This window comes from Pseudonocardia sp., from assembly GCF_050246655.1.
In the GTDB taxonomy this organism is placed as follows: Bacteria; Actinomycetota; Actinomycetes; order Mycobacteriales; family Pseudonocardiaceae; genus Pseudonocardia.
On the sequence record NZ_JBFWVQ010000005.1, the window covers coordinates 1 to 24,356 of the forward strand.

Sequence of the window (24,356 nt, forward strand, 5' to 3'; positions counted from 1 at the left end):
CAGTGGGTCCGCGTTTCTAAGGGCGGACGTCGAACAAGGCGTCGGCTTAACAGGGCGGTGGCCCACTGGTACCTCGGACGGATCGACGACGTCGGCCGCCGACACCTGCTGAGGGTGGACCAGTGAGGCTGGCACGCCGGCACTCAACATCAAGGGTGCTCGCTGCGCTCGCATCGGCTGCGCCGACGGCCGCGAGCGGCCGCCCTTGACGTCGAGCCTAATGGGGCTTGCCAGGCTGTCTGTGGGGCAGTCTCGGTGCTCGTAGCCGCCTGTCGGTGAGCACTCGTTGAGCCTGGAGCTCGAGGTTGTGGGACTCCTGGGTGGAGATCGTGCCCCGGTGATGACGCTGGCTGGAAGTTCCCAGAGTTGCTAGATCATCTTCCCCAGGTGTGGCGGGCAGCTTAGCGATCGTGTCGGCGCAGCGGGATGACCGTGTCGCCGACGGCGGGCGGGGTTGGGCGGGCGGCTTCCGGGGTGGTGAGCAGGGCGACGATGGTGATCGTTTCGCCGCAGTGGGGGCAGGGGCGGGTGGCGGCGGGCTCGGGTCCGGGCGGCGGTTCGGTGGCCGGGGTGGTGGTCGGGGGTGGCTGCTCGGCGAGGCGGCGTTGGTAGGCGGCCTTGCGGCAGCGGTCGGAGCAGTAGGTGTGGCGAGGTTGGACGGCCAGGAAGCCGTCCCAGCAGATGGGGCAGATTCGCTCGGCGCGCTGTTCAGCTGACACGGGCGTTCACCCCGGCGCGCAGGTTGTCGACGGTGTGCTGGTGGGCGCGCAGTCGGTAGGAGGGGCCGTCGATGCCGACGACGGCGGCGCGGTGCAGCAGTCGGTCGAGCATGGCGGCGGCGACGGTGGCGTCGCCGAACGCGGAGGCCCAGTCGGCGATGCCGACGTTGGTGGTCAGGATCGTGCTGGACTTGAGGTAGCGCTGGTTGATGACCTGGAACAGGGCCGACGCGCCGTCGCCGGGTAGCGGGAGGTAGCCGAGTTCGTCGATGACCAGCAGCCGGGGGCCGGCGAAGAAGCGCATGCAGGTGGCCCAGCGGCCTTCGAGGGCGGCCTTGTGGCAGCGGGCGGCCAGGTCGGCGGCGGTGGTGAAGTAGACCCGGTGGCCGGCGTCGACCGCGGCGCGGGCCAGGCCGGTGGCGAGCATGGTCTTGCCGACCCCGGGTGGACCGACGAGCAGGACGTTGGAGGCGTCGTCGAGGAAGCGCAGGGTGGCCAGGTCGCGGATGAGTTTCTCGTCGACGCCGGGTTGGGCGGCGAAGTCGAAGTCGGTGATCGTCCACGGGTCGGGCAGGCAGGCGAACCGCAGCCGGGAGGCCAGGCGGCGGTCCTCGGTGGCGGTGACCTCGATCTCCAGCAGCCGCTCCAACGCCGCGGTCAGCGACAGCCGCTCGGAGCGGGCGGCGTCCAGCACCCGGTTCAGGGCCTCGGCGGCGTCGTTGAGCTTCAGGTAGGACAGGTGCGCCTTGAGCTGCTGAAACCGGCGGGCCTCGCTCATCGCGGGTGCGGAGTCGGCTCTCGGATCGGGCATGGTCACTCCTTGCTGGTCGAGGTGCTGGTCGAGGTGCTGGTCGAGGTGCTGGTCGAGGTGGGGGCGGGTGCGCGCGACAGCTGGGCCGCGGTCGCGGCGTAGGTGGACCTGTCGATCACGACCCGGGCGGCCGGGTCGGGAACTGCGGTTCCGCGCAACCGGTCGGCTTCGGCCAGCGCGGCCGCCGAGGGTGGTCGGCGGGTCTTGTGCCGGCACGGGGCTTGGTCGGTGAATGCGGTCAGGACGGCGCGCTCGAGCGCGATGACGTGACCGGTGTCGCGCAGGATCTGCCCGGCGCCGTCCGGCGCGCGCCGGTGCGCGGCGATGACCGCCCCGTCCGGGGTGGCGATATGGATCAGGTCCGCGCCGAGCCGATGGCGGACGCTGACCTGGGTGCGCCCCAGACCGGGCGGCACTGAGTAGGAGTTGCCACGGACGCGACCAGGCCCTGTGGGCTCACCGTGCGGGCGACGACGAGCTCGGCGGGGAACACCGCGCGCGGCGCCGGGCGCAGACCCTCGCTGGCGGCGAGCGCGCTGACCGTGGTCGCAGCGCCGTCACGGCGACGAACCCGTGCCGATCGAGCCGGGCGCAGAGCTGGTCCAGCCCGTCCTGCGCGGCCGCGACGGTGACGTCGTCGAGGGTGCGCCACCAGCGCTGCGCGGCAGCGTGGTTGGCCTTCTCGACCACGCCCTTGCGGTTGCCGCGCCGCGGCGGGCAGATGTCGATCCCGACCCCGTAGTGGCGGGCCACCGCCGCGAACGCCGGCGTGATCTTGCCCGACGCCGGGAAGCACACCGTGGCCATCCGGTCGAACCGCCACCGACGGGTCACCCCGTCGAGCCGGTCGACCACCCCTGCGAGGGCCTCGACCAGGTGCGGGAAGTCCTCGGCCTCGGCCAGCACCCCGCGCCAGCGCCCGGAGTGGGCCAGCGCGCCGACCAGCAGATGCGCCTGCCGCCCCGGCCCGTGACTCGCCACGGCGGTGCCGCCCCAACCGGGGGGTGGGTCGGGCAGCTCGACCCAGTCCCACTGGGTCTCCTCCCCGGCGGGGTGCGCAATGATCGAGACGTCGCGGCCGCGCACGGTCTGGCAGGGCTCGCAGTGCGGGCGCAGCTCGTGGGCCCGGATCGCCGCGGTCAACGACGGATACGACCCCCGGTAGCCCAGCTCGACCAGCTCGTCGAGCAGCGTCGAAGCCCACAGATGCGGATCGTCGGCCAGCCGCTGCCGACAGTAGGCCACGAACGGCTCGACCAGCGTCGGGGCCGTCCGGACCCGCTGCCCGGGCGCCCGTTGCCCGGACAGGTAGGCGCGCACCGTCTTGCGGTCCACCCCGACATGACGGGCGATCGCCGAGATCAACCAGCCCCGCGCACGCAGCGCGTGCACTTCCACGTCTTCCTCCAGCGAGAGCATCAGGGCCCTCCAACCATCGCCCGCGATTGATCACCGCGGACCGTGGCCGTCGGGCAGGACACCGGCGCGCAACCACGCCGGACCCCGCTCACACCTGGGGAAGTTGATCTAGCAGGACTGGGGAACTTCAGATAGCGCCGTCACCGGCCGGTGGCCGGGAGGGCAAGACCGCTGCAGGGATGGCGTGCCGACCTGATCTCAGGTCCGAGCACTGATCCATTAGGCCGCTGGCGTTCCTCCCGGAGGCTACCCATTGTCGATCATTGTTCGGAGGGATGTCAGGTTGCTGTTCGTGGGAGACGACTGGGCCGAGGACCACCACGACGTGGAGATCCAGGACGGCGCGGGCCGTCGGCTGGGCAAGGCCCGACTGCCCGAGGGCATCGCCGGGGTGGCGCGGCTGCACGAGCTGATCGCCGAGCACCTACCGGCCGACCGGGGACAGGCCGGGGCTGCCGACGCCGAAGCAGTCGAGGCGGCCGATGGCCCGGGTGCGGTGTGGGTGGGGATCGAGACCGACCGGGGCCCGTGGGTGCAGGCGCTCGTCGCGGCCGGGTACCGGGTCTTCCCGATCAACCCGCGGCAGGTGGCCCGCTACCGGGAGCGGCACTCCAACGCCGGCGCGAAGAGCGACGCCGGTGATGCACACGCCCTGGCCGACATGGTCCGCACCGACGGTCACCAGCTGCGGGCGATCGCCGGGGACAGCGCGTTGGCCGCAGGGGTGAAGATTCTCGCCCGCGCGCACCAGACCCTGGTCTGGGAACGCACCCGGCACGCGTCGCGGCTGCGTGCGGGGCTGCGCGAATACTTCCCGGCCGCGCTGGACGCCTTCGACGACCTCGCCGCCGCCGACACCCTGGAGCTGCTCGGCAAGGCCCCCGACCCGGCCAGCGCTGCCCGGTTGACCCGCGCGCAGATCACCGCCGCGCTGCGCCGTGCTCGCCGCCGCGACGTCGAGGCCAAGGCCGCCGCGATCCAGGCGGCATTGCGGACACCGGCGCTGACCCAACCCGCCCCGGTTGCGGCCGCGTTCGCCGCCGTCACCCGCGCCCTGGCCGGCGTCATCGGCGCGCTCAACGCCGAGATCGCGGCCCTGCAGGCCCAGCTGGCCGCCCAGTTCACCGCCCATCCCGACGCGGAGATCTACCGCAGCCAGCCCGGCCAAGGCGCGGTCGTCGCCGCCCGGGTGCTGGCCGAGTTCGGCGACGACCCCGACCGCTATGCCACTGCGCGGGCGCGGCGCAACTACGCGGCCACCAGCCCGATCACCCGCCAGTCCGGCAAGAAGAAGACCGTGCACGCCCGGTTCGTGCACAATGACCGCCTCGTCGACGCCCTGAACCGACAAGCCCAGGGCGCACTGTCGGGTTCGCCGGGCGCGCGGGCCTACTACGACCGGCTCCGCGCCCGCGGTATCGGGCACAACGCCGCACTGCGCCAGCTCGCGAACCGGCTGGTCGGGATCCTGCACGGCTGCCTGCGCACCCGCACCCGCTACGACGAGGCCACCGCCTGGCCCCACACCGCACCCGGCGCCGTCCCGGACTCCACCGCCGCGTGACGACCCGGGGGCAGCTCAAGGCCGCGCGGCCGAGCACCGAACGGACCGCCTGCGGCGGGCTGCTCCGCGGCCCCTGAGCTTGACACGGCCGCTCTCCCCGGCAAGGGCCGCGAGAACTTCTGGCCGCCCTACGGGCCGCTAGCGCTCGGCCACAACTTCTCACTTCCTCCCTTGCCGGCGAGCCTCGGCGGCCGTGTGCGGCGCCCAGAGCGGTGGCGGGCAGGACCCGCCACCCACGAGGCGGGGCCGCGGACCAGCAGCCCACCCCGACCGCCACCGAGATCCACGCCTTGACCAGCAACGGCCAGGGATGTCTCCACCGGCGCGCACGGACGCCTCTGCGGTGGCGGGGCAGCGCCCGCCACCCACCACCGGGCCGCCAGGCCCGCGAGGCTCGGGGAGGCCACGATGACCAGCACCGCCACGAACCCGACGACGGTCTCCGACCAGCTCGGCCCGGTGATCACGTCCAACGTTCTCGCCGTCGTGATGCGCGTCGCCGGACCGGTGACGACCGGGGTCGCGCCGTACGGGCTGGGTACGCCGGAGCGGCAGGTCACCGTGCGGATCGGGGACGCCGTGGTGTTCCTGCGGGATCGGCGGACGGCCGCGCGAGTCCGGCAGCAGTGGGACGCCGGGGTTGGGATGGCGCTGCAGTTGCGGCGTCGGGTCTCGCAGACGTGGCTGCACCCGCGGCCGGGCACCTACCCGGTGGCCGTCAGTGTGCAGCTCACCGAGCACGTCAAGGTGTTGACGGTGTTCGTGCCGGGGAACCTGGAGAAGCGGCGGCCCGACCACGTACGGGTGCAGGTCGACCAGCTCGTTTGGGAAATCTGCGACATCGAGGCGTGGCGGACGATCGGCGACGCCTGGCTCACCGCCCAGCAGTACTTGGAGCGGTGACGCCGCTGGGCTGTGGACAGCGCGGAACCGGCTGTCCACAGCCCGACGTCATCCGGCGCCACGCCGATCCAAACGGCGGCACGCTTGCCGGATGCGAACCCATCGATGGGCGATCTCGTCCGATCCCACCGGCGACCGTGTCCTGTGCGAAGGCTCGGCGACCAGCAACGCGGAGGCCTGGCTTGCCGCCCTGAGCGCCGGCCGCATCGCGCTCCTCGACGGCACCGTGACGGACCTGGCGGTGACGGTCGATGACTGGCTGCCGACGGCGCTGTACAGCCCGGCCCGGGACGCGGCCGGCCGCGTCGACCCGGACGAGGTGACCGCCGATCTCGTCACGATCTACCAGTGCCGGACAGCGGACGCGACGGCGGCCGCGATCGAGCGGCCGCCGCCGCGAGGGCGCGGCTGATCAGGACGGCAGGACGCGAGGCCAGTTGAGTACCGGCGGGCCATCGGCGACACGCAGAACGACCTCGTCGGGATCGAGCACGGTCACACCGGAGGATCGGAGCAGATCAACGCTGCGCGGGTAGGCCGGGTGCCGCTGCAGCGCCTCCTTGACGCACGGCGCAGCGGTGATCGGCAGCCCGAGGCCGAGCGCCTCGTTGAGCAGCCCGAGCGCGAGCGTGTCGCTGATGCCGGCGGCCCACTTGTTGAGGCTGTTGAACGTCAGTGGCGCGGCGATCACGGCGTCGGCCGGCGGGAGCGGGTCCTGATCGGCGGGCGTGCGCGGCTCGACCCGGACCGGATGCCCGCTGGCGTCGGCGAGGGCGTCGATGTCGACCCAGGTCGCGGCCGTGGGTGTGAGGATCACGTACGGATCCCAGCCGTGCTGAGAGAGCAGCGCGAGGAAGCGAGGCAGGTCGAGCACCGGCGGCGCGCTGCACGCGATGACGTACACGACCCGGCGCGACCCCGTCATGCCTGCAGCACCCCGGCGCGGCCGGCGATCGCGCGCAGCCCGGGCGTAGCCGTGCGGCGCTCCCGCTTGAGCATCTCGCGCAGCAGTTCCCGCACGAGGACGTTGTAGCGCAGCGTCTGGGGCGCGACCCGCTCGGCTTCCAGCAGGTTGACGACGGCCTCGGCGTCTGCGCGCCGCTGGCAGTAGGCCCAGGCCATGTCGATGTGGACCTGGGCGCGCCGGCTGAGCAGGCCCTGCGGCATCGATGTGGTGTCGACGTACTCGGCCTTCGCGATCGCCTCGCCCGCGTCGCCGAGCTCGGCGGCCGCCGAGACCCGGTGGATTGCGACGTTGGTCGGGCCGAACGCCGTCCAGCCGTGGTTGCCGTCTTCGCCGAGCTGGTCGGCGAAGAGCTGTGCGCGCTGGAGGCGCTCGGTGGCTTCCGGGCGGTCGTTGCGCCGGCCGGCGACCACGGCGGCGATCAGCATCAGTGCTCCGCGCACGGACAGGCCGGTGGGGGAGTCGTCGTCGAGGTTCGTCGCGGTGGTGACGGCGATGGTCTCGGCCTCGTCGAGCCGGTCGTTCTTCAGGAACGCGCACGCCACCTGGTAGGCCGCGGCGGCTGCCAGCGCCGGTGACTCGGCGTGCAGCGCGGCGGTCGCTGCCCGGTCGGCGGTCAGCCAGGCGAGCTCGCCGTTGCCGACCTTCGTGACGAGCTTGGCCGCCGCGACGTAGACGCTGCTCTGCAGTTCGAGCGCGCGGCGGCGCTCGTCGCCGCGCAACTCAGCGACGAGGCCGTCGGCGCTCGTGATGAGCGATGGCAGGATGCGGGTCGCGGCGCCGTAATCGGCGGCCTGGTAGCGGAGGTGAACCTCCGTGGTCATCCGTTCGATGTCCCGCAGCTGGACGCTGCGCAGTGCTGGGACTCCGAGCCCGGGATAGGCGCCGAGCGCGGTCTGGATCGCGGCCATCCCGTCGAGCTCGGGTTCGCCGTTCGGGGCCAGTGAGAACGGCTGCCCGCTCAGCGTCTCGACCTTGACCCGCAGCACCTTGGCGATGTCGACGAGGACGGACAGCTTGTCCACCGAACGGACGCCCCGCTCGACCTGCGACAGCCAGGACTCCGAGCGCCGCACGAGACCGGCGAGCTCGCGCTGGCTCAGTCCCCGCCGGAGCCGGTAGATGCGGATTCGTTCACCGATCGGACCTTCGAGTGCCATGCCGCCCATTCCACCTCCCAGCCTTGATCGGAACCCGCACTTTCGTACTACCCGATCTTCGTGCAGGCGGTCCCGATGATCGGTTCCACGCTAGGTGGCATGCGGACGGCGCGGGGCGGATTCGAAGAAGACGGCACTCCCGACGGTAGGCCACCCGACGAGGTGCGGGCAGTCGTCCGCGACCTGGTCGCCGAGCTCGACCGGGCGCTGGAGACGCTCAGCGAGCTCAGGGCCGAGCGTCTGCGTCGTTTAGCCGAGCTTCGAGCTTTGCGACGCGCTCCCGCAGATCACGCAGCTCCGTCTCCACGCCGTTCAGGGCGTCGAGCACCGGATCCGTGACCTCGTCTGGGTGAGGCTCGACCTGCTCACCACGGAGGACCTGGTCGAGATAGCCGCTCGGCCAGCCCAGCGCCTCCGAGACGGCCGCGAGGGTCTGCGGGCGGCGCCGGCGCGGGCTGAGGTTGTGCTGCAGCTCGCGCAGCGTCGTGATGGACACCTGGGCACGTGACGCGACATCCATCTGCGTCATGCGCGTCTGGGCAAGCCGGTCCTGGATCGCACGCGCGACGGCGTCCCAGTCTTCGGGAACCTGCCGGTCGCTGTCGGCCACGGGCGAAGCCTAGAGCCTCACCGATCCACAGGAACACCACTACCGCAACCGTTCGCGGCCGATCGCTGTCAATATTGACACCAACTGATGCTAGCTTCGATCAGTATGAGGGGAGAGATCATGAACCGACACACCGCGGGGGCTCCGAAGACCAGTCAGGCCGACCCGCACCCGTCCGAGCCGACCGATCGCCAGGCCGGGCTGTTGATGACGGTCGAGCAGGTAGCGATGCTCTGGTTCGGCGACGTCGGTCCGGGCGGCTCAGCGAGCTCGAACTGCCAGCGGATCCGCCGTCTGATCCCGGACGCACTGCCCGCCCGGCGGATCGGCAACCGATGGTTCGTCAACCGGTCGACCGCGGAGGCGTGGGCCGCAGGATCCGACCCGGCGTCGGTGATGGCGCATCCGGACAGCCGCATCCCGGCGTCGCGGCGCCCGTCCGAGGAGGCCGGACGATGAGCGGCACCTTCCAGAAGATCGACGACGCGGTCGAGCACAGCCGCCGCGAGCGGGAGCGACTGCTGCGGGAGCCCGCGTGCCCGGACCGGGCGATCCGGATCTCCGAGCTGTTCGTGATCGAGGCGGACGCCTGGTCGCAGCTGTTCGAGCTGACCTCCGTCCGGCCGGTGTGGCGGGCCGCACTCGTCGCCGAAGCCGTGGCCCGCCAGCAGGCCCGTCGGTGGACCGCCCGGGCAGCCGAGCTGATGGACCTCGCGTGCGATGTCCCGCTGCCCGAGGCCGCCACGGTCGCGAACGGGGGGCGGTGACGTGGACAGCATCGGAGTCCTGATCGCGTTCTCGATCCTCGGCGCGGTCATCTGCGCCAAGGCGCGCGTACCCGCGGGCGCCGTCGTGTTCTCGCTCGTCGGGATCGTCCTGTTCGTCTCGACCCCGGCCGGCGACGGCCTGCCGCGCGGCCTGGCCGAGTTCGTCACCACTCTGAACGACGCCACCACGCCCGCTCTCACCCGCGACGAGCCCGCGGGCGGCATCGGATGAGCGCCTCGATTGCCCGGCCGGATCCGACCTGGCGGGAGCGGGCGGCCTGCAGAGACGCCGAGCCCGACCTTTTCTTTCCGGAGCCGGACTTCGGTCCGGCCTACGACGCGCAGGTGGAGCAGGCGAAGGCCGTCTGCGCCGGCTGTGCCGTCCGCGCTGAGTGCCTGTCCTTCGCAATGAGCTGGCTCGGCTACGGCGTGGCCGGGGGGCTCAGCCAGGACGAGCGATGGCAGCTCGTCGGGGCGACCCGGCGGACGGCCGTCCGTCGTTCCGTCACGACGTTGCCGGGCTCGACCCGGGCCGAGATCTCGGCCGCCGGCCGGTCGCTGCTGGCCGAGGGCCGCTCGCCGGAGTCCGTTGCCCGCGAATGCGGGGTCAGCATCCGCACCGCGCTCCGCTGGGCCGCTCAGATCAAAGGAGCAGCAGCATGACGACCCTCGATGACGGCGGAGAGTACTGGCCGACGGCGACGTCCTACGCGAGCGAGGGCGCGAACGCGTGGCGCAAGGCCGTCCACGCCCAGCTCAGCGCTCCGGCAGCGCACAGCGACTTCTACGCGCTCGCCGCCGAGCTTGTGGACACCCTGCGGTCGCTCGACGGCCTGCTGGGTGTCCTCGCGCGGCAGGTCGCGGGCTACGGAGAGGGGCGCGAGCTCTACGACGACGCAGATGTGAATCCGGTGGAGCGGCTACGGGACGGCGAGCGGCACTTGACCGTTGCTCGTCAACGACTGGCCGAGGCGGAGCGCGCGGCGAACGGGTTCTGGTCGGCGATCGGGCACATCGGTGAGCGGTCATGACGGGGCGGACCGTGCTGTTCGGGCTGCTGCTGGTCGTCGCGGCCGCGGCCGCGGTGCTCTCGTTCGCAGCGCTGCGCGACCTCGCGCTGGTGTGCGGGTTCGCCCCGGGGCTCGCCTGGTTGCTGCCGGTCGTTGTCGACGCCGGGGCGGCCGCCGGGTCGTTGGTCTGGCTCGGCGGGTGGAGCGCCGACTCGGCGCGGCGGTTCGCCCGCGCTCTCGCGCTGGCCCTGCTCGTGCTGTCGGTGGCGGCGAATGCCCTCGGGCACGGCCTGGCGGCCTACGCCCTCGCGCCGCCGTGGTGGGTCGTCGTCGTGGTCTCGGCCGTCGCCCCGGCCGTGCTGGGCGCGGTCGTGCACCTGGCCGTCCTGGTCGGTCGGCCGCGGCCCGTCGTCGAGGACGAGCAAGACGAGGAACTGCTCGACGAGCGCGACTGGTGGGCGACCGCCCCGCCTGCCGGTGACACGACCGAGGACCGCGCGTCCGAGCTGATCACGGCCGGGGCGGGGCGCCGCCGGCTGTCCCGGGAGCTGGGTGTCTCGGAGTACCAGGCCCGGCAGCTGCTCGACCGGGCCCGCAACGGAACGGCACAGGGGGAGTCGACGTCATGAATATCGGAACCGTTCTGGTCCTCGCTGCGATGGTCGGCGGCGGGATGTTCGCGTGGCGGCGTGGCGCCCGCGGGGTGGCGGCCGGGCTGCTCGGCCTGGCGCTGCTGCCCGCCCTCACGCTCGTCGAGCAGACGCCGCCGGCGGTCCTCGTCGGAGCCGGGCTCGTCGCGGCCGTCCTCGGGTGGCACCACTGGTCGCGCACGTCGACGACGGTGACCCGGTGGGGCGCCCGCTCCCGCCGCAAGTCGGGCGTCGCCTCCACGCTGGACATCGCGCGGCTGGCGAGCGGGCCGGCGATGCGACGCAAGGCAACGACGGTCCGGCCGTTGCTGGCCGGGCTGTCTCGATGGCAGCGGTTGCGGGTGCGCACTGTCGAGTTCGCCGTGCCACTCTGCCGCGCCGGATTCGCCTGGGTGTGGGCGTCGATCGAGGACGTCGTCTGCGTGTTCGGCGGGCCGCGCACCGGTAAGACCGGCTGGCTCGCCGGGAAGGTGATCGACGCTCCCGGCGCTGTGCTCGTCACCTCCACCCGGACCGACCTGCACGACATAACCGCGCCACTGCGCGCGGCGAAGGGCCCGGTCTACGTGTTCAACGCGGTCGGGCTCGGCGGGCTGGCGTCCACGATCACCTTCGACCCGCTCACCGGGTGCACCGACCCGGTCACCGCCGCCGAGCGGGCGACCGACATGCTCACCGCCACCACGCGGTCGGGAGTGGGTGGCGACCGGGAGTTCTGGGACGCCCAGGCCCGCCGCGTCCTCGCCGCGCTGCTGCACGCTGCCGCCCTCGGCGGACGGCAGATGCGCGATGTGCTCGGCTGGGTCGCCGACCCCGACCGCGGACGGGCCGAGCTGACCTCGTTGCTCCGCAAGAGCCGCGAGCCGGCGTTCGAGGAGGACGTCGCGCAATTCGTCTCGACCAACGAGCGCACCCGCACGTCGATCACCTCCACGATCATGCCCGCGCTCGGGTGGCTGATGAGCCCCGCGGCGTCGGCCGCGGCCGAGCCGGGCCACGGGTTCGACGTGGCAGAGCTGCTGGAGTCGCGCGCCACCGTGTACCTTCTCGGCGCGGAGGAGGCGCACACCGGGCCGCTGGTCTGCGCGCTCACCGGGCACGTCGCCCGGGAGGCCCGGCGCATCGCCGCGCACGAGCCCGCCGGACGGCTCGACCCGCCGCTCACGCTCGTGCTCGACGAAGCCGCGCTGATCTCGCCCGTCCCGCTGCACTCGTGGACGGCCGACATGGGCGGGCGCGGGGTGACGATCCTTGCCGCCTTCCAGTCCCGGGCGCAGTTGCTCGCCCGCTACGGCGAGCACAACGCCGCGACGATCCTCAACAACACCGGCGCCGTCCTGCTCTTCGGCGGCACCCGTGACCGCGACGACCTCCAGTTCTGGTCGACCCTCGGCGGCGACCGGGACGAGCGGATCACCACCACCGATCTGCACGGCCGCGTCGCCTCCCGCACCGTCCGGAAGGTCCCGGTGCTGGCGCCCGCCCAGATCGCCAACCTCCCGGCCGGGCGGGTCGTCGCGTTCCGTCGCGGGCTCGCGCCGGTGATCGGGCGGGCGCAGATGGCGTGGCGCCGCCGGGACGTCCGCGCTCGTGCCCGCCACGCCCGCCGGTTGGAGCGGTGGGCCCGATTCGACCGTTGGGCCGACCGACAGCGTGTCCGCCGCGACGCGTTGCTGGAGACCGTGCTCTCCGCGCTGGCCGCTCGGTGGCCGGAGCGGTTCGGCGAGGTGGCCACCCGCGTGCGCGCGTCGAACGCCATGTTCGCCGAGCTGCGGGAGATCCAGAACGCGACGGAGGCCGACGTCGAGGGACAGTCGCGATGACGCAGCCCGACGACATGCAGCTGCTCGCACTCGGCCGCGACGTCGAGCGCAACGCCCGGCGGCTCGGGGACGTCGAGACGCTTGTCCGGCAGCTCTGCGCCGAGGTCGCCGGCCTCGCTCGGCGGCTCGGCGCCGCCGAGGCCGAGGAGGAGTCGCGGGCAGTCCGCGCGCTGCTGGCGTCCGACGACGCCGAGCAGGCCGCGGCCGACCTCGCCGACCTCGTGAACTGGCTGGCCAGCGTGTACCTGCAGTACCCGGGTTCCGAGCTGCGGTCATGCTGGCTCTGGCACCCGGACGTCGTCGAGGAACTCTGGTGGCTGCGGTGCGCGCACGCCGACGCCTACCACCCGGAGAACGGCACGTGGCAGCGCGTGGGGGACTGGCACGACCGCCAGCGGCCTGGGGTTGCCCGCCGGATCAGCAAGGCGATCGGCTCCTGTGAGCTGTCGCTGCACGTTCCGGGCGCGCGGCGCCACCAGCCGTCCGCGTCGGTCCCACTCGTCGACGCGGCGCCGCCCATCGCGGCGTGGATCGTCGGCGGACAGGCCGCCTCGCCACCGGTGCCGACGGCCGCTCAGCTCGCCGAGGCCGAGCGGTACGACGCCGAGCTGCACCGGAGCCACCGGTGAGGACCTGTGCGGTACGCGGCTGCGGGGCGCCGCACCGGGCCCGTGGTTGGTGTCGGGCGCACTACCGCCGCTGGCAGCGGCACGGCGATCCGCTCACTGATGTGCCGATCCGCCGGGCGGCAGGCAGCTACTCGACGGCCCGCCAGCGGGTCGCCGCCGCGCGGGGCCGGGCGTCGGAGCACGCGTGCGCGGCTTGCGGCGCGCGGGCGTCGCACTGGTCCTACGACGGCACCGACCCGCACGAGCGCAGGGATCCCCGCGGCCGCCGCTACAGCCTCGACCCAGGCCGCTACCAGCCGAGCTGCCGGTCCTGCGTGCGACGTCCGAAGACGCTCGATATCCAGCGCGCCGCACGGCTCTACCGCGTCGGCGCCAGCGCCCGCGCGATCGGCCGACTTCTCGACACCGGACCTGAGGCCGTCCTCACCGCACTCCGCCATCACGGAGTCCCGATCCGATCCACCCGAGGACGACGAGCGACAGCACCTAGTCAAGATCAAGAGCGAGGGACACAACCGCAACAGCAACCGAGGAGCACACCAGTGCATCCCGATCCCATGGTGTGTGCTGCGAGCCCTGACCGGGCCGCGGCCAAGATCCACTCGTCGTCGCTCGCGGACGAGGAGGCAGCCTCGTGCTGACCGTCGAGTCCGGACACGACGTCGGCTACCTCACCGGCGCGGTTGCCCGTGGCCGCGAGGGCTACTACACCGGCGCCGTCGCGGCCGGTGAGCCGCCGGGCCGTTGGTACGGCGCCGGGGCCGAGCTGCTCGGTCTGCACGGTGAGGTCGACGCCGACCTGATGCAGGCCGTCTACACGCACCTGCTCGATCCGCGCGACCCCGCTGCGCACGATCGCAAGATGTGGAACGAGGCGCCGGCACTCGCCGCCGCGCACCGCAAGTACCGCAGTGCGGACGACATCTACGCCGAGCTGCTCGACGCCCACCCCGACGCCGGTTCCGAGGAGCGCGTGCAGCTGCGCATCCAGGCCGAGCGGTCGTCCCGACAGGCCGTCGCGTTCATGGACGTGACGTTCTCCGCGCCGAAGTCGGTGACCGTGCTGTACGTGGCGCTGGAGCGGGCCGCCAACGAGGCCGCCGCGGCCGGCGACCACGAGGCCGCAGCGGCGTGGTCGATCCACGCGAAGGCCGTCGAGGAGGCGGTCATGGCCGGCGCCACCGCAGCGATCGACTACTTGCAGGACGTCGCCGGTGTCACGCGGGTCGGCCACCACGGCGGCAAGGGTGGCCGGTGGATCGACGCGCCGAGCTTCGTCGTCGCGCAGTTCCTCCAGCACGACTCGCGCGACCGCGACCCGCAGTTGCACGTCCACCAGGCGATCCTCAACCGCATCCTGTGCGCCGACGGTGTCTGGCGCGCGCTCGACGGCCGGGCGATCCACGCGGCCCGTGGGGCCGCCGGCGCGATCGCCGAGCGGGTGATGGAGGCCCACGTCGCCCGGTCGGTCGGGGCGCGGGTCGACATGCGCCCGGACGGGAAGGCGCGGGAGGTCGTCGGGATCGACCGGGAGGTGCTCGACATCTTCTCCTCCCGATCGAAGGTCATCGCCCCGCGGGTGCAGGAGCTGCTGGAGGCGTTCGAGGCCCGGTTCGGGCGCCCGGCGTCGCCCTACGAGCGGGCGGTGATCGCCCAGCAGGTCACGCTCACCACCCGGCGGGCGAAATCGCACGTTGGCGAGACCACTGAGCAGCAGCTAGACCGGTGGGAGGAGATGGCCCGCACGCGGCTGACCGGCGGGCTCGCGCCGATCGCCCGCGATGTACTCGCGCGCGCCCAGCAGGCTGGGCCGGCGGCGGAGTTCTCGCCGGTGGACGTGATCGAGCGGGCCGTCGCGGCGGTGGGGGAGACCCGCCAGCACTACACCCGCTACGACCTGATGCGCGCGGTGTCCGACGCGCTTCCCGGGCACCTGGACATCGCGCCGAGCGAGGTCCGCCCGCTGCTGGAGGGGCTCACCGACGCCGCGCTCGACCTCGCCGTCAGACTGACCCCGCAACCGGATCTCACCGACGCACCGCCGGACCTGCTGCTCGCCGACGGCAGCTCCGTGTTCGCGCGGCCCGGTTCGACCCGCTACGCCAGCGCCGGCCAGCTCGCCGCGGACAAGGCGCTGCGGGAGGCGACCGTGCTCCGCGGAGCTGCCCGATTCAGCGACGACCAGGCAGGGAAGCTGCTCGACCGGTTCGCGGAGTCCGGCCGGGCGCTCGGCGTCGACCAGGCCGCCGCCCTGCGCGGCGTGCTGACCTCCGGGGCGCAGGTGGAGGTCCTCTGCGCCGCGCCGGGCACCGGCAAGTCGTTCGTCGTCGGCGCGCTGTCCGAGGCCTGGGCCGGCGTCGACGGGCGGCGGGTCTTCGGGCTGACGCCGTCGCAGGTCGCGGCCGGAGTGCTCGGCGAGGAGGGCGTCACCGCCGCGGCGAACACCGCGGCGTGGTTGGGCGCGCAGCGCCGGCTCGACGCTCGATCCGGCGGCGCCGACGAGGCCTGGCGGCTGCGCCGCGACGACCTGGTCGTCGTCGACGAGGCGAACATGGCCGGCACCGACCACCTGGCCGAGATCCAGCAGCGCTGCGCCGCTGCCGGCGCGAAGCTGCTGCTCGTCGGCGACCCGCGACAGCTCGCGGCCGTCGGCCCGGGCGGCGCGCTGGCCGACGTCGCCGAGCACGGGCTGCGCTACGAACTGGCCGAGGCCCGCCGGTTCACCCACGACTGGGAGCGCGCGGCGTCGCTGCGGCTGCGCGAAGGCGACGTCGACGTGCTCGGCGAGTACGACAAGCACGGCCGATTGCGCGACGCGGGCACCGCCGAGCAGGCCGAGGCCGCCGCGTCCCGGGCGTGGCTGGCCGACACGCTCGCGGGCCGCGAGTCGCTGCTCATGGTCGGCAGCAACGCCGCCGCGGCCCGCGTGTCGGCCGGGCTGCGGGCCGAGCTTGTCTCGCTCGGCCTGGTTGCCGAGACCGGGGTCGCGCTCGGTCGCGACGGCTGGCAGGGCGTCGTCGCCGGCGTCGGCGACCTCGTGCAGGCGCGCCGGAACGGCTGGGAGCTGCGCGGCTGGGCGGGCAACACCCGCGCGCCGATCAACCGAGAGACGTACCGGGTGCTCGACGTCCGGCACGACGGCGGGCTGACGGTCGCGCCGATCACCGGCCGCGGCGACGCTGGGGAGGAGCTGGGCGAGCTGATGGCCCTGCCGGCGAGCTACGTCGCGGCCGACGTCACGCTCGCCTACGCCTCGACCGTGCACGCGGCCGAGGGGCGCACGGTCGACACGTCGCACTCCGTCTTCGGCGCTGGGACCGATCTCGCCGGTGTCCTGGTGCCGATGACCCGGGGCCGCGAGGCCAACACCGCATGGGTCGTCACCACCCCGCTCGCGCAGGACACGCAGACCGGCGAGACGTTCGACGTCCGGCCCCGCACCGCTCGCGCGATCCTTGCCGATGTCGTCGAGAACGCCCGCGAGGAACTGTCGGCGCTCGCCGAGCGGGAGCGGGCGGACGTCGAGGCGCGCTCGACGGCGACGCAGCTTGACCAGCTGATCGCTGTCGCGGAACAGGTCACGACCGGTCGGACGTCGGCGGCGCTGGACCGGCTGGCTTCCGCTGGTCTGCTGTCACCGCCGGGGCGGGCGATGCTGGCTGCCGACGACACGATCTGGTCACTGGAGCGGCTGCTGCGCACCGCCGAGCTGGCCGGCCACGATCCCGAGGGCGTCCTCGCCGAGGCGGTGTCCGCCCGCGGCTTCGACGACGCCCGCTCGCTCGCGCAGGTGATCCACCACAGGATCACGCACCGGCTCGCTGGTCGGCTCACCCCGCACATCACGTCCGCGGTCGACCTGGTCCCGCGGGACGTGCCGGAGGACCACCGCGCGTGGCTCTTGCGGCGAGCCGAGGCCGCCGACGACCGGCGCCGCGAGCTCGGCGCGCAGGCCGCGCAGGACGCGCCGAAGTGGGCGGTCGACGCTCTTGGCCCGGTCCCGGAGGACGTCGTAGCGCGCCAGGAGTGGGAGCACTGCGCGGGCTGGGCGGCGGCATGGCGGGAGCTCGCCGATCACACCGATGAAGTCGACCCGCTCGGCGCGGCGCCCGCCCGCGGCATGGTCGAGAAGGCCGCGCTGTTTCGCGCCGCGCACGAGGCGCTGCGGCTCCTCGACGCCGGCCACGAGGAAGCCGGGATGAGCGACGGGCAACTGCGGATGCGGGTGCGTGGCTGGGAACGCGAGCAGGCATGGGCGCCGCCGCACGTCGCCGAGGAGCTGGCCGCCACACACGCTGCGATGGATAAGGCCCGCGCCGACGCGATCGTGTTCGCGGGCCGCGCCGATGCGCCGGATGTGGCCCCAGCCGATCGCGAGCAGCTGCGCGCCGCGGCGATCGCGGCCCGCCGGGAGGCGGAGTCACTGGCCGAGCAGGCGTCCGCGCTCGAGGTGGCCGACCGCGCCCGAGCGCGCTGGTACACCGACACGGCGGTTACCCGGGACAAGGCCGAGCGATCGGCCGCCGAGTTGCGTGCGCGTGGTGTCGACCCATACGACACCACTGATCACGTCACCGCCGAGGAATGGCTCGACGCAGCGCGCGCCGACCAGGCCGTCGAGGAGATCGTCCGGGAGATCCGCGACGAGTACGAGCTGCACGACGCCGCGGACGCTCCTTCGGCGCATCACGAGGAGCACCTGGACGTACGCGACCGCAGCACGGCCCACCCGAGCGAGCGGATCGACCCCGCCGAGCGGCGTCGCTTCCCCACCCTGGACGAGACCGCCGAGGCGGTTGCTCGCGCCCAGGTTGCGCTGACCGAGATCGAGGAGCGTCACCGCATCGACGCCGAGCGCGCCGCGCGCGAGACCGAGGAAGCCATGCGCGCGGAGGAACTCGCGCGGTGGAGCGACGAGGCCGACAGCGATTCCGAGGTACTCGGCCCCGAGCCGGCGCTCGAACGCTGACCGCAGGTCGTGGGTGCGGCGGCTACGGCCGCTGCACCCACGACGTGCGGTAGCCCGCGGACTCCAGCTCCGTGATCGCCGCCTGAACGTCGCCGACGCGCCACTCCCGCCACAGGGTGAGCAGTTCCAGGACAGGCGCCGGAAGGGGCGCACCCGGGAACTGCGCCGGCGAGCGCCACTCGGGCCTGATCGTCTGCATCCCGTCGAAAGTGACCTCGCCCAGGTGCGGCTCGAACGAGTGCCAGCGCAGCACGTGGTCGTTCATGGTGGCGTCGAGCACGACGACCGCGCTCGCGTAGCCGACGTCTGCCGGCGGATCGACCGCGGTGCAGAGGTCGGCGTTCTCCCAGACGACCACGAGCTGCGTCGCGCACAGCAGCGACGGCAGCAGCCCCAGCGTGGCCACGGCGTCGCACGCATCCTTGCCGCGGAAGAAGGGCCGCGTCGACACACTGCCGATGTACGGCGACGCGAGGTGCCGCGACAGGATGTGCAGCGTCGGCGGCGGGCACAGCGCCGTCTCACGCAGCAGCTGATCCGCGCCCTCGACGCTCGCCTGCGCGATGGCGTCGACGACGTCAGCAACGGCTCCGACCTCGGTCACGTCAACAGTGTGCGCGCGGCCACCGACAGTCCGTAGGGTCCTGCCCCGAGAGGCCCTCATCACGGTCGTGCAATGGTCGTCAGTGCGTCGCACGCCGCCCCTGACCCTGCCCACGTAGCACGTCCCATGCTCCTAAACTGACCGTCGAGGCCAGTCGGGCGGCCCGCCTCGCCGACCGCCTCCCGCACCGCTGGTGTGCTTGCGTCGTACTGCGACGGGCAAGGTCGACGCGCTGTCAGCCGTCGATGTCGCGGATAGTCACGACGTCGTCGTCATGGCGGCCGACGATCAGCCGTGACGTGTCCGGCGAACTGCGGCGCCCGAGCGCCGAAGCCGACCGACAGCACCTCCCGCCCGGGCAATGGGAAGGGTCGGACAATGGGTCTCCAAATGGGATTGCCGATGCGGTAGGGTGTTGGTCGAAATACACGGAGGTCAACGCTGCTTGTCCCACACGAGAACCTCAATTACGACAGGGACTCCGGGATCGCCGGACTCGAGGATGCGGATCCACGCGTATCGACCCTCAGTTGTCCGGACACAGTAGTACGGCTTTGGATCTATCGAGCTTAAGTCGATCGCGTCCAAGTAGTTGGGGGGTTCCGCGCAATACGCGACATCCGGAGTACTCTCGGCATGTGAGAAGCGAAGCCCGGAGTTCATCGAGAGCAGATAGGGGCCATCGGCCTTGAAGTCGGCGTCGCGGTCAGTGGTCGCACTCGAGTCCGCCATGGTTGAGTCGAGATCGACCGAACTTCCGCTCATGAGACTGATGGTATACCGGCGCTCCCGAAAGTCTGCCGGGTTGACGCTCGTCATCACTGGTGCTATCTCCGAAGCGGGCGGATTGGTCGGCGCGGGGCTCGCGGACGGAGGATCTGATTCGTCTCCGCGGTTGACCGCGACGATCACGACGATCGCGATGAGCATGAGCATGAGCAAGGATGCCGCTGCCCCGACCGCAAGTACTAACCGTCGTCGGTTCCTATTCAAAAACGCTAAAAACGCCTCACGCCGATTCTTTACATCCAGGGACGCCGCAAATGCCGCAACTTGCTCCTCATGCGTGTTCCGACGGGCGGCCTCACCGGCGACGGTCTGACGAGGCGGGGGTGTAGTCGATGGCGGCGGCGAAGAGGCAGCTGCGTCGGCGGGTTGTGTGGTGGAGGGCGGGTCTGAAGGCTCCGCCATGCCCTTCGCCCTCTCTCGTGCGCATCGGAGCGGACAGTCCACACCGGCTGCTCACAAGGTATCGGCCATGGTGGGAGCTGACGACCCCCTCCAACGTCATTGCAGGTGTGGCGAAGCAACAGCCCTCGCACCTGCGGTGGGAGCCTGGCTATCCGTGGTTTACCCCCCAGGAGCGGTTGACGGCGAGGGCGACACCTGTTGCGGGCCGCTGCTCGGGCCCGACGTCGGGGGCGTCGTCATGGGCGTGGGAGTGGCCGGTGTGGGCGGCGCCGAGACGCTTGGATCGACCGTGGAAGTCGGTGTTGGGGATGGCGGCGGTTCCGTCGCCTCGTCACCCGTGACGTACGGCCAGAGGATCGCGCCGGCCAGCATGCCGACCAGGAGGGCGAACACGAGTAGCACTGCGAGCGCGACCCTTTGCCGCCGCCGAACCAGCTTCGGTTGCGCGACACCGACCGGATCGGCCGTCCGCTCGCTCCGCGTGGGCCATGGCGGCTCGCCCTTCACATCGTCGGGCGACTGCTCGTCACGGGGTGCCGTGAGCTCCTGCACCTCGGCCGGGAGCTTCTCGACCTGAGCCTCGGACTCCTGCGCTTGGCTCTCCGACTGCTGCAACCGACCGTCGGGCTCCTGCGCCTCCGCCTGGGATCCGAGCTCCTGAGCCTGGGCCGCGAGCGCCTTGACTCGGCCCTCGGCCCGCTGCAGCAGGTACCGCACATGCGCGGGTGCGGCTGCGTCATAGGTGAACGCTGCGATGCACTCGCGCTCCAATTCGTCCGGCAGCACTAGCTCGGAGCGTCGCGCCGCGACTGGCTGCAGTCCGTGGCGCAGTACCGTGCGGCGTACGTCGTCGCCGAACAATGTCACCGACTCGACCAGCGCTGCGAACCGCTCGAGCGAAGTCATCTCGGTGTCCATCAGAGCTTCGGCGAGCCCGCCGATGTCGTCTCGTCGGCCTGCCTCGATGAGCACGCCGACCAGTTCCATGGCGGCTTTGGGCCACGGCTCCTGTGTGTGTGGCGCGAGCTCACCGAGATCGGCCGGCAGACGGTCGCCGCGCGCAAGAAGCCACTTCCGATCCTGGGCAGACAGCGACCGGTTCGCCGCGAGACGCGCGCGGACGTCGTCCAGTGTGTCCGGGAAGAACTCGGGGTGCGTCGCCGCGGTCAGGCCCAGGTCCATTAACCAGGCCCGGGCGGCGGCCAGGCCTTCGTCGGTCGTCGGCGCGAGTCCCACCTGCTGCAACTGCGCGAGGTCGCCTGCAATCGCCGCGACATCGTCGTTTCGGCGAGCCCGCATCGCCGCGGCAAGGCGCTCGCGCCATTCGGCGGTCGACTTCGCCGGTGGAACGTGCAGCTCATCGACGTGGTTCGTCACCGCGGTCGTCCACAGGCCCTCGAACAGCGCCTTCTGAACGTCCGCGCCACCGGAGCCTGCCAGCAGGTACATCCGCGCGGCGGTTGGCTGTCGCTGGGCCCACAGCGTCACGAGCGGGACGTCGCCGACGAGTCGGCCGTCGGGGTCGTCTGCGTCCAGCAGGCCCGCCACCCGGTCGATCGTGAGGCGAAGCTTCTCAGTGGCGAGCCAGTCCAACAGCCCACCCATCCCGCGGACGGTGGAGGGCGTCGCGAAGTCCGCAGTGGGCTCGGAGACGAAGTCCGCCAGCCAGACCATGGCCTTCTCCTGCGCGGGCGTCAGGGAAGGAGACGAGCTGCCGAGCCATTCGTCGACGCGCTTGGCCTGGTCGCCGCGGCGTTTACGGAGGACATCGGGCCAGCGGCCGGCCACGACGGGCTGCTCGCTGCGCGTCGGTGGCTCAAGGAGGCACGTCCGCCACCAGTAGCGCGCTACGACGTCGAGGGGCAGCACCTGGAGCAGACCGGTGAGCAGTGCGCTCGCCGTCTCGGGGTCGATCGCGAGGCTGATGCGAGCCCGGCCGGTGGTGAGCTCACGTAGCACTCGCTGAGCCAGCACGCTGTTGCCGCCCGAAGGTGCCTCCCGCTGCTGCACGCCCGCACGGAACGGCCCGTCCGCGCAGCGCTGCACGCACCAACGCCACAGCTCGCCCGGTGGCCAGCTGGCGGCGTCGGCGAAGACGAACTGGCAGGTCCCCGCTGCCCCGAACGGTCCGCGACGCCCCTGTACGTGGAAACACCAGTACCGACGCCGAGCGACGGAGACATACATCAGACCGTGCACCGGCAACGTGCCGGTATCGAGCTTCGGCTGTCCGACCGCCGACAGGAGGCTTGCCGCAGCGTCCTGCAGTATCGAGACCTCGCTGCGGCGGGCTTTGTTCAACAGCTTGAACCCGAGCCCGACCCGGTCGGCGAATTCCACCAGAATCGGCTCATGTCGTGCCTCGGCGGCAAGCTCGACGGTCACGGGAGTGCTCGGCGCATGATCCGCAGCTGGAGCTGGGTGAGCCCGGCTGATGGCTCATCGACTTTCGGGTACTTACGGTCGCCGCTGGGCGGCATCCGAACGCCGCCCGCCTCCGACTTATAGGACGGGACCGTTCCCAGCGGAGAGCAGAGGAAGAACCGCACGTCGCGCCAGCGCTGTGCGAGCAGTGACACCACCCGGGCTCGCTGACCCAAGCCCTGCATCAGACCACAGCCCAGAGCGGACATCACCAGGTCGCGCATCTGCAACAGGCTGCCGCCATCGGGCTGGTGGCATGCCGCCACGTGTGCGTCGAGGGACGGCACGGACACCTCCAGCTCGTCGAGCGCGGCGACGAGGTCGGGATTGGTCAGCTCGATGTGGTCGGCGGCGCCGCCGTGCACGAGGTTCCAGAACTGCTCCGGCTTGCTGTAATGCTCCAGAAGCGAGGTCGCGAGCTGCTCAACCCTGCTCCGCTGCGCGGCATCGCGCGCCGGCCCGTCGAATGCGCCGACCTGCAGGTAGTCGACCAGTTCCTGCACGTCGTCAGCAGCGAGCACCGGGTAGTTCCGGTCGATGACGTAGCCGATGTAGCGGGCGATGCCCTCCGCGACGTCGCCCTTGGCGCCCAGCTGGTCCAGCCGGCAATTGCGCAGCGCGCGCTCCACGAGATCGCACTTTGTGATCGCGATCAGATTGTACAAGGTGCCGCCGAGGGGCGAACAGAAGTGCCCGAAGTCGAGCGCAAAGTCGCTGCCGAGCCGATCATTCACCCCGTCCCGGTTTGCGAGATCATCGTGTAGTCTCTTGAGGTCGCCAGCCCGTCTCTCGTCCGGCCGAGCGCTCCCCTCAACGATCCGGGCAAACTCGTCAGAATCGGTCACCGCGGCGCGCAGGTAATCCGTGAACCGCCCGCCCGAGCTGAACGGGTCAATCACCCACACCACCTCGGTGCAGTGCTGCATCATCGGTAGCGCCTTGAACCCGACGTAGTTGTCGTTCTCCCGGTCGAACAGCTCCCCAGGCAGGTCGACGATGCAGCTCAGCACCGGCCGGCCGTCGATGCGCGTACGCAGGAAGATCGGTTGCCGGAGCGTATCCCCCCACTGACTGGCTCGGGGGTAGCCCATCACCTTGAGTTGCAACGCCTCCGCGGCCGCGCGAACCTCAGGACCGATCTTCTCCTTCAGGATCGTGGCCGGAACCATGTCGTCCTTGACGGTGATCGGTATCGGCGTGTTCGCGTGGAACGTCCGTAAATAGTGCTCCTCCAGGGTGTCGAGGGGCACCACCTCGAATGGGAACTGCTTGACTCCCGCAACATGCACCATGCTCCCGCTGTTCGGGTGGTCGATGCCCTGCGGTTTCAGCGGCTGCTTGAGGGCGCGAACGAGCAGATAGCTCTTGCCGCTGGCCACCGGGCCGAGTGCGGCGACGAACGCGTGCTGGCGCCACTGAGACAGATCCTCGCCACCGGGGCTGAGGTCCTCCTCCATGAAGTAGTGCCCGTCGCCGCAGAGCAGGTAGACGGACGTGACGTGCTCGGCAATGAACTTCCCGCGAACGGCCACCAGCTCCCCATCGAGCGGTCGACCATCCTCGTCGGCGAACTCCTCGGGAAAGTCGGTTCCGGACGTCGTCTGCGCCCCGGAGGATTGGCCATCGTCCGGTGTGGAGGTCAGCGCAAGGCGCCGGCCGACCACGGAGAGCCGCCAGGTGATGGGACGACCAGGTTGGTAGGCGACCTCCAGCCGCAGGCTCGGAGGCAGGAATCCGTTCGGCGGCCGTTCGCTCCGGACTGGCTTGACGCCGAGCACCGCCCTGCACAGTGGGCAGCGGCCGTTGCCGGGGGGTTCAGCGGCATGCGGGCTGCGGCGACGACGTCCTAGCATCGCCTGCTCCGGACTGAACGCCCCGTCATGCCGTGGGGCCGATCACGATCGCGACCACGACCACCGCAACGAGGAGAATCCACGGCACGAGGCCCAACCGGACACCCGCCCGCCTGCCTTGCCTGGCGGCGGCACGGAACTGCGGCTCCAGGTGCTCCCGCACTGCGTCCGACGGCGCCAGCTCGTCCGGACCCGCCGCACCGACCCAGTTGATCAACGCCGCGCGCTGCACGGGCGGGTAGAGTTCGGCCAGCGTCAGACCCTCACGCACGTGATCCTCCCGAAT

The 24,356-nt window shown here is 71.9% G+C and carries 24 protein-coding genes; 12 read left to right on the plus strand and 12 right to left on the minus strand.

All coding sequences use genetic code 11. The features are described 5' to 3' along the window. Window positions 1–401 precede the first annotated feature (401 nt). The 4 genes from AB7J25_RS02865 to AB7J25_RS02880 are packed head-to-tail and all read right to left on the minus strand — an operon-like array spanning window position 402 to window position 2,949. Window positions 402–719 (minus strand): hypothetical protein, encoded by a 318-nt coding sequence (locus AB7J25_RS02865; RefSeq protein ID WP_428376250.1) that lies wholly within the window; start codon window positions 717–719, stop codon window positions 402–404. After that, a complete protein-coding gene (istB, locus tag AB7J25_RS02870; protein WP_428376252.1) occupies window positions 709–1,530 on the minus strand; it encodes an IS21-like element helper ATPase IstB in 822 nt (273 codons plus the stop codon). The genes AB7J25_RS02865 and istB overlap by 11 nt, the downstream gene beginning before the upstream one ends. Window positions 1,531–1,532: 2 nt before the next feature. Beyond that, window positions 1,533–1,946, minus strand: a complete 414-nt coding sequence (locus AB7J25_RS02875) for a hypothetical protein (protein ID WP_428504685.1) — start codon at window positions 1,944–1,946, stop codon at window positions 1,533–1,535. A 40-nt stretch (window positions 1,947–1,986) separates the two neighbouring features. Then, window positions 1,987–2,949, minus strand: coding sequence for a hypothetical protein (locus AB7J25_RS02880; RefSeq protein ID WP_428504687.1), 963 nt, complete (start codon window positions 2,947–2,949; stop codon window positions 1,987–1,989). A gap of 283 nt (window positions 2,950–3,232) precedes the next feature. Here AB7J25_RS02880 and AB7J25_RS02885 point away from each other — a divergent pair, with 283 nt between their 5' ends. The 3 genes from AB7J25_RS02885 to AB7J25_RS02895 all read left to right on the plus strand — a co-directional run bounded on the left by AB7J25_RS02885 (window position 3,233) and on the right by AB7J25_RS02895 (window position 5,828). After that, window positions 3,233–4,513 (plus strand): IS110 family transposase, encoded by a 1,281-nt coding sequence (locus AB7J25_RS02885; RefSeq protein ID WP_428504689.1) that lies wholly within the window; start codon window positions 3,233–3,235, stop codon window positions 4,511–4,513. 408 nt (window positions 4,514–4,921) lie between these two features. Then, window positions 4,922–5,416 (plus strand): hypothetical protein, encoded by a 495-nt coding sequence (locus AB7J25_RS02890; protein ID WP_428504691.1) that lies wholly within the window; start codon window positions 4,922–4,924, stop codon window positions 5,414–5,416. A 91-nt stretch (window positions 5,417–5,507) separates the two neighbouring features. Next, window positions 5,508–5,828, plus strand: a complete 321-nt coding sequence (locus AB7J25_RS02895) for a hypothetical protein (protein ID WP_428504693.1) — start codon at window positions 5,508–5,510, stop codon at window positions 5,826–5,828. Here AB7J25_RS02895 and AB7J25_RS02900 read toward each other — a convergent pair whose 3' ends face one another. The 3 genes from AB7J25_RS02900 to AB7J25_RS02910 form a co-directional block, all read right to left on the minus strand. Beyond that, window positions 5,829–6,341 carry a flavoprotein gene (locus AB7J25_RS02900; RefSeq protein ID WP_428504695.1) on the minus strand — a complete coding sequence of 171 codons (513 nt, stop codon included), beginning with the start codon at window positions 6,339–6,341 and terminating at the stop codon, window positions 5,829–5,831. It lies immediately after the preceding gene. Next, window positions 6,338–7,540, minus strand: a complete 1,203-nt coding sequence (locus AB7J25_RS02905) for a helix-turn-helix domain-containing protein (RefSeq protein ID WP_428504697.1) — start codon at window positions 7,538–7,540, stop codon at window positions 6,338–6,340. Before AB7J25_RS02905 ends, AB7J25_RS02900 begins: the two co-directional genes overlap by 4 nt. 226 nt (window positions 7,541–7,766) lie before the next feature. After that, window positions 7,767–8,150, minus strand: coding sequence for a helix-turn-helix domain-containing protein (locus AB7J25_RS02910; protein ID WP_428504699.1), 384 nt, complete (start codon window positions 8,148–8,150; stop codon window positions 7,767–7,769). Between the two features lie 120 nt (window positions 8,151–8,270). Between AB7J25_RS02910 and AB7J25_RS02915 the strand changes: the two genes are divergently transcribed. From AB7J25_RS02915 to mobF, 9 genes are all read left to right on the plus strand, one after another. Beyond that, the gene (locus tag AB7J25_RS02915; RefSeq protein ID WP_428504701.1) at window positions 8,271–8,609 is read left to right on the plus strand and encodes a hypothetical protein; all 339 of its coding nucleotides are present in this window, start codon (window positions 8,271–8,273) and stop codon (window positions 8,607–8,609) included. Next, a complete protein-coding gene (locus AB7J25_RS02920; protein ID WP_428504703.1) occupies window positions 8,606–8,917 on the plus strand; it encodes a hypothetical protein in 312 nt (103 codons plus the stop codon). Before AB7J25_RS02915 ends, AB7J25_RS02920 begins: the two co-directional genes overlap by 4 nt. Window position 8,918: 1 nt before the next feature. Next, window positions 8,919–9,149, plus strand: a complete 231-nt coding sequence (locus AB7J25_RS02925; protein WP_428504705.1) for a hypothetical protein — start codon at window positions 8,919–8,921, stop codon at window positions 9,147–9,149. Beyond that, entirely contained in the window at window positions 9,146–9,580 is a 435-nt protein-coding gene (locus AB7J25_RS02930; protein ID WP_428504707.1) for a WhiB family transcriptional regulator, read from the plus strand. Before AB7J25_RS02925 ends, AB7J25_RS02930 begins: the two co-directional genes overlap by 4 nt. After that, entirely contained in the window at window positions 9,577–9,948 is a 372-nt protein-coding gene (locus AB7J25_RS02935) for a hypothetical protein (protein ID WP_428504709.1), read from the plus strand. Before AB7J25_RS02930 ends, AB7J25_RS02935 begins: the two co-directional genes overlap by 4 nt. Continuing rightward, window positions 9,945–10,556, plus strand: a complete 612-nt coding sequence (locus tag AB7J25_RS02940) for a DUF2637 domain-containing protein (RefSeq protein WP_428504711.1) — start codon at window positions 9,945–9,947, stop codon at window positions 10,554–10,556. The genes AB7J25_RS02935 and AB7J25_RS02940 overlap by 4 nt, the downstream gene beginning before the upstream one ends. Beyond that, window positions 10,553–12,400 carry a type IV secretory system conjugative DNA transfer family protein gene (locus AB7J25_RS02945; protein ID WP_428504713.1) on the plus strand — a complete coding sequence of 616 codons (1,848 nt, stop codon included), beginning with the start codon at window positions 10,553–10,555 and terminating at the stop codon, window positions 12,398–12,400. The genes AB7J25_RS02940 and AB7J25_RS02945 overlap by 4 nt, the downstream gene beginning before the upstream one ends. Further along, window positions 12,397–13,029 (plus strand): hypothetical protein, encoded by a 633-nt coding sequence (locus tag AB7J25_RS02950; RefSeq protein WP_428504715.1) that lies wholly within the window; start codon window positions 12,397–12,399, stop codon window positions 13,027–13,029. The genes AB7J25_RS02945 and AB7J25_RS02950 overlap by 4 nt, the downstream gene beginning before the upstream one ends. A 634-nt stretch (window positions 13,030–13,663) precedes the next feature. Next, on the plus strand, window positions 13,664–17,998 hold the full coding sequence (gene mobF / locus AB7J25_RS02955; RefSeq protein ID WP_428504717.1) for a MobF family relaxase: 4,335 nt from the start codon (window positions 13,664–13,666) through the stop codon (window positions 17,996–17,998). 22 nt (window positions 17,999–18,020) lie between these two features. Here the strand turns inward: mobF and AB7J25_RS02960 are convergent, their stop codons facing one another. The 5 genes from AB7J25_RS02960 to AB7J25_RS02980 all read right to left on the minus strand — a co-directional run bounded on the left by AB7J25_RS02960 (window position 18,021) and on the right by AB7J25_RS02980 (window position 24,341). Then, the gene (locus AB7J25_RS02960; RefSeq protein ID WP_428504719.1) at window positions 18,021–18,602 is read right to left on the minus strand and encodes a hypothetical protein; all 582 of its coding nucleotides are present in this window, start codon (window positions 18,600–18,602) and stop codon (window positions 18,021–18,023) included. A 435-nt stretch (window positions 18,603–19,037) separates the two neighbouring features. Beyond that, a complete protein-coding gene (locus tag AB7J25_RS02965; protein WP_428504721.1) occupies window positions 19,038–19,538 on the minus strand; it encodes a hypothetical protein in 501 nt (166 codons plus the stop codon). Window positions 19,539–19,952: 414 nt separating this feature from the next. Beyond that, window positions 19,953–22,178, minus strand: coding sequence for a hypothetical protein (locus AB7J25_RS02970; RefSeq protein ID WP_428504723.1), 2,226 nt, complete (start codon window positions 22,176–22,178; stop codon window positions 19,953–19,955). After that, window positions 22,175–23,995 carry a hypothetical protein gene (locus AB7J25_RS02975; RefSeq protein WP_428504725.1) on the minus strand — a complete coding sequence of 607 codons (1,821 nt, stop codon included), beginning with the start codon at window positions 23,993–23,995 and terminating at the stop codon, window positions 22,175–22,177. Before AB7J25_RS02975 ends, AB7J25_RS02970 begins: the two co-directional genes overlap by 4 nt. A gap of 100 nt (window positions 23,996–24,095) precedes the next feature. Next, a complete protein-coding gene (locus AB7J25_RS02980) occupies window positions 24,096–24,341 on the minus strand; it encodes a hypothetical protein (RefSeq protein ID WP_428504727.1) in 246 nt (81 codons plus the stop codon). Between the last annotated feature and the right edge of the window lie 15 nt (window positions 24,342–24,356).

Bases quoted from the DNA above. Each gene is read 5' to 3' on its own strand.
- istB (WP_428376252.1), bottom strand. From the start codon at position 1,530: ATGCCCGATCCGAGAGCCGACTCCGCACCCGCGATGAGCGAGGCCCGC.
- AB7J25_RS02880 (WP_428504687.1), bottom strand. From the start codon at position 2,949: ATGCTCTCGCTGGAGGAAGACGTGGAAGTGCACGCGCTGCGTGCGCGG.
- AB7J25_RS02890 (WP_428504691.1), top strand. From the start codon at position 4,922: ATGACCAGCACCGCCACGAACCCGACGACGGTCTCCGACCAGCTCGGC.
- AB7J25_RS02895 (WP_428504693.1), top strand. From the start codon at position 5,508: ATGCGAACCCATCGATGGGCGATCTCGTCCGATCCCACCGGCGACCGT.
- AB7J25_RS02900 (WP_428504695.1), bottom strand. From the start codon at position 6,341: ATGACGGGGTCGCGCCGGGTCGTGTACGTCATCGCGTGCAGCGCGCCG.
- AB7J25_RS02905 (WP_428504697.1), bottom strand. From the start codon at position 7,540: ATGGCACTCGAAGGTCCGATCGGTGAACGAATCCGCATCTACCGGCTC.
- AB7J25_RS02915 (WP_428504701.1), top strand. From the start codon at position 8,271: ATGAACCGACACACCGCGGGGGCTCCGAAGACCAGTCAGGCCGACCCG.
- AB7J25_RS02920 (WP_428504703.1), top strand. From the start codon at position 8,606: ATGAGCGGCACCTTCCAGAAGATCGACGACGCGGTCGAGCACAGCCGC.
- AB7J25_RS02930 (WP_428504707.1), top strand. From the start codon at position 9,146: ATGAGCGCCTCGATTGCCCGGCCGGATCCGACCTGGCGGGAGCGGGCG.
- AB7J25_RS02935 (WP_428504709.1), top strand. From the start codon at position 9,577: ATGACGACCCTCGATGACGGCGGAGAGTACTGGCCGACGGCGACGTCC.
- AB7J25_RS02940 (WP_428504711.1), top strand. From the start codon at position 9,945: ATGACGGGGCGGACCGTGCTGTTCGGGCTGCTGCTGGTCGTCGCGGCC.
- AB7J25_RS02945 (WP_428504713.1), top strand. From the start codon at position 10,553: ATGAATATCGGAACCGTTCTGGTCCTCGCTGCGATGGTCGGCGGCGGG.
- AB7J25_RS02950 (WP_428504715.1), top strand. From the start codon at position 12,397: ATGACGCAGCCCGACGACATGCAGCTGCTCGCACTCGGCCGCGACGTC.
- AB7J25_RS02965 (WP_428504721.1), bottom strand. From the start codon at position 19,538: ATGCTCATGCTCATCGCGATCGTCGTGATCGTCGCGGTCAACCGCGGA.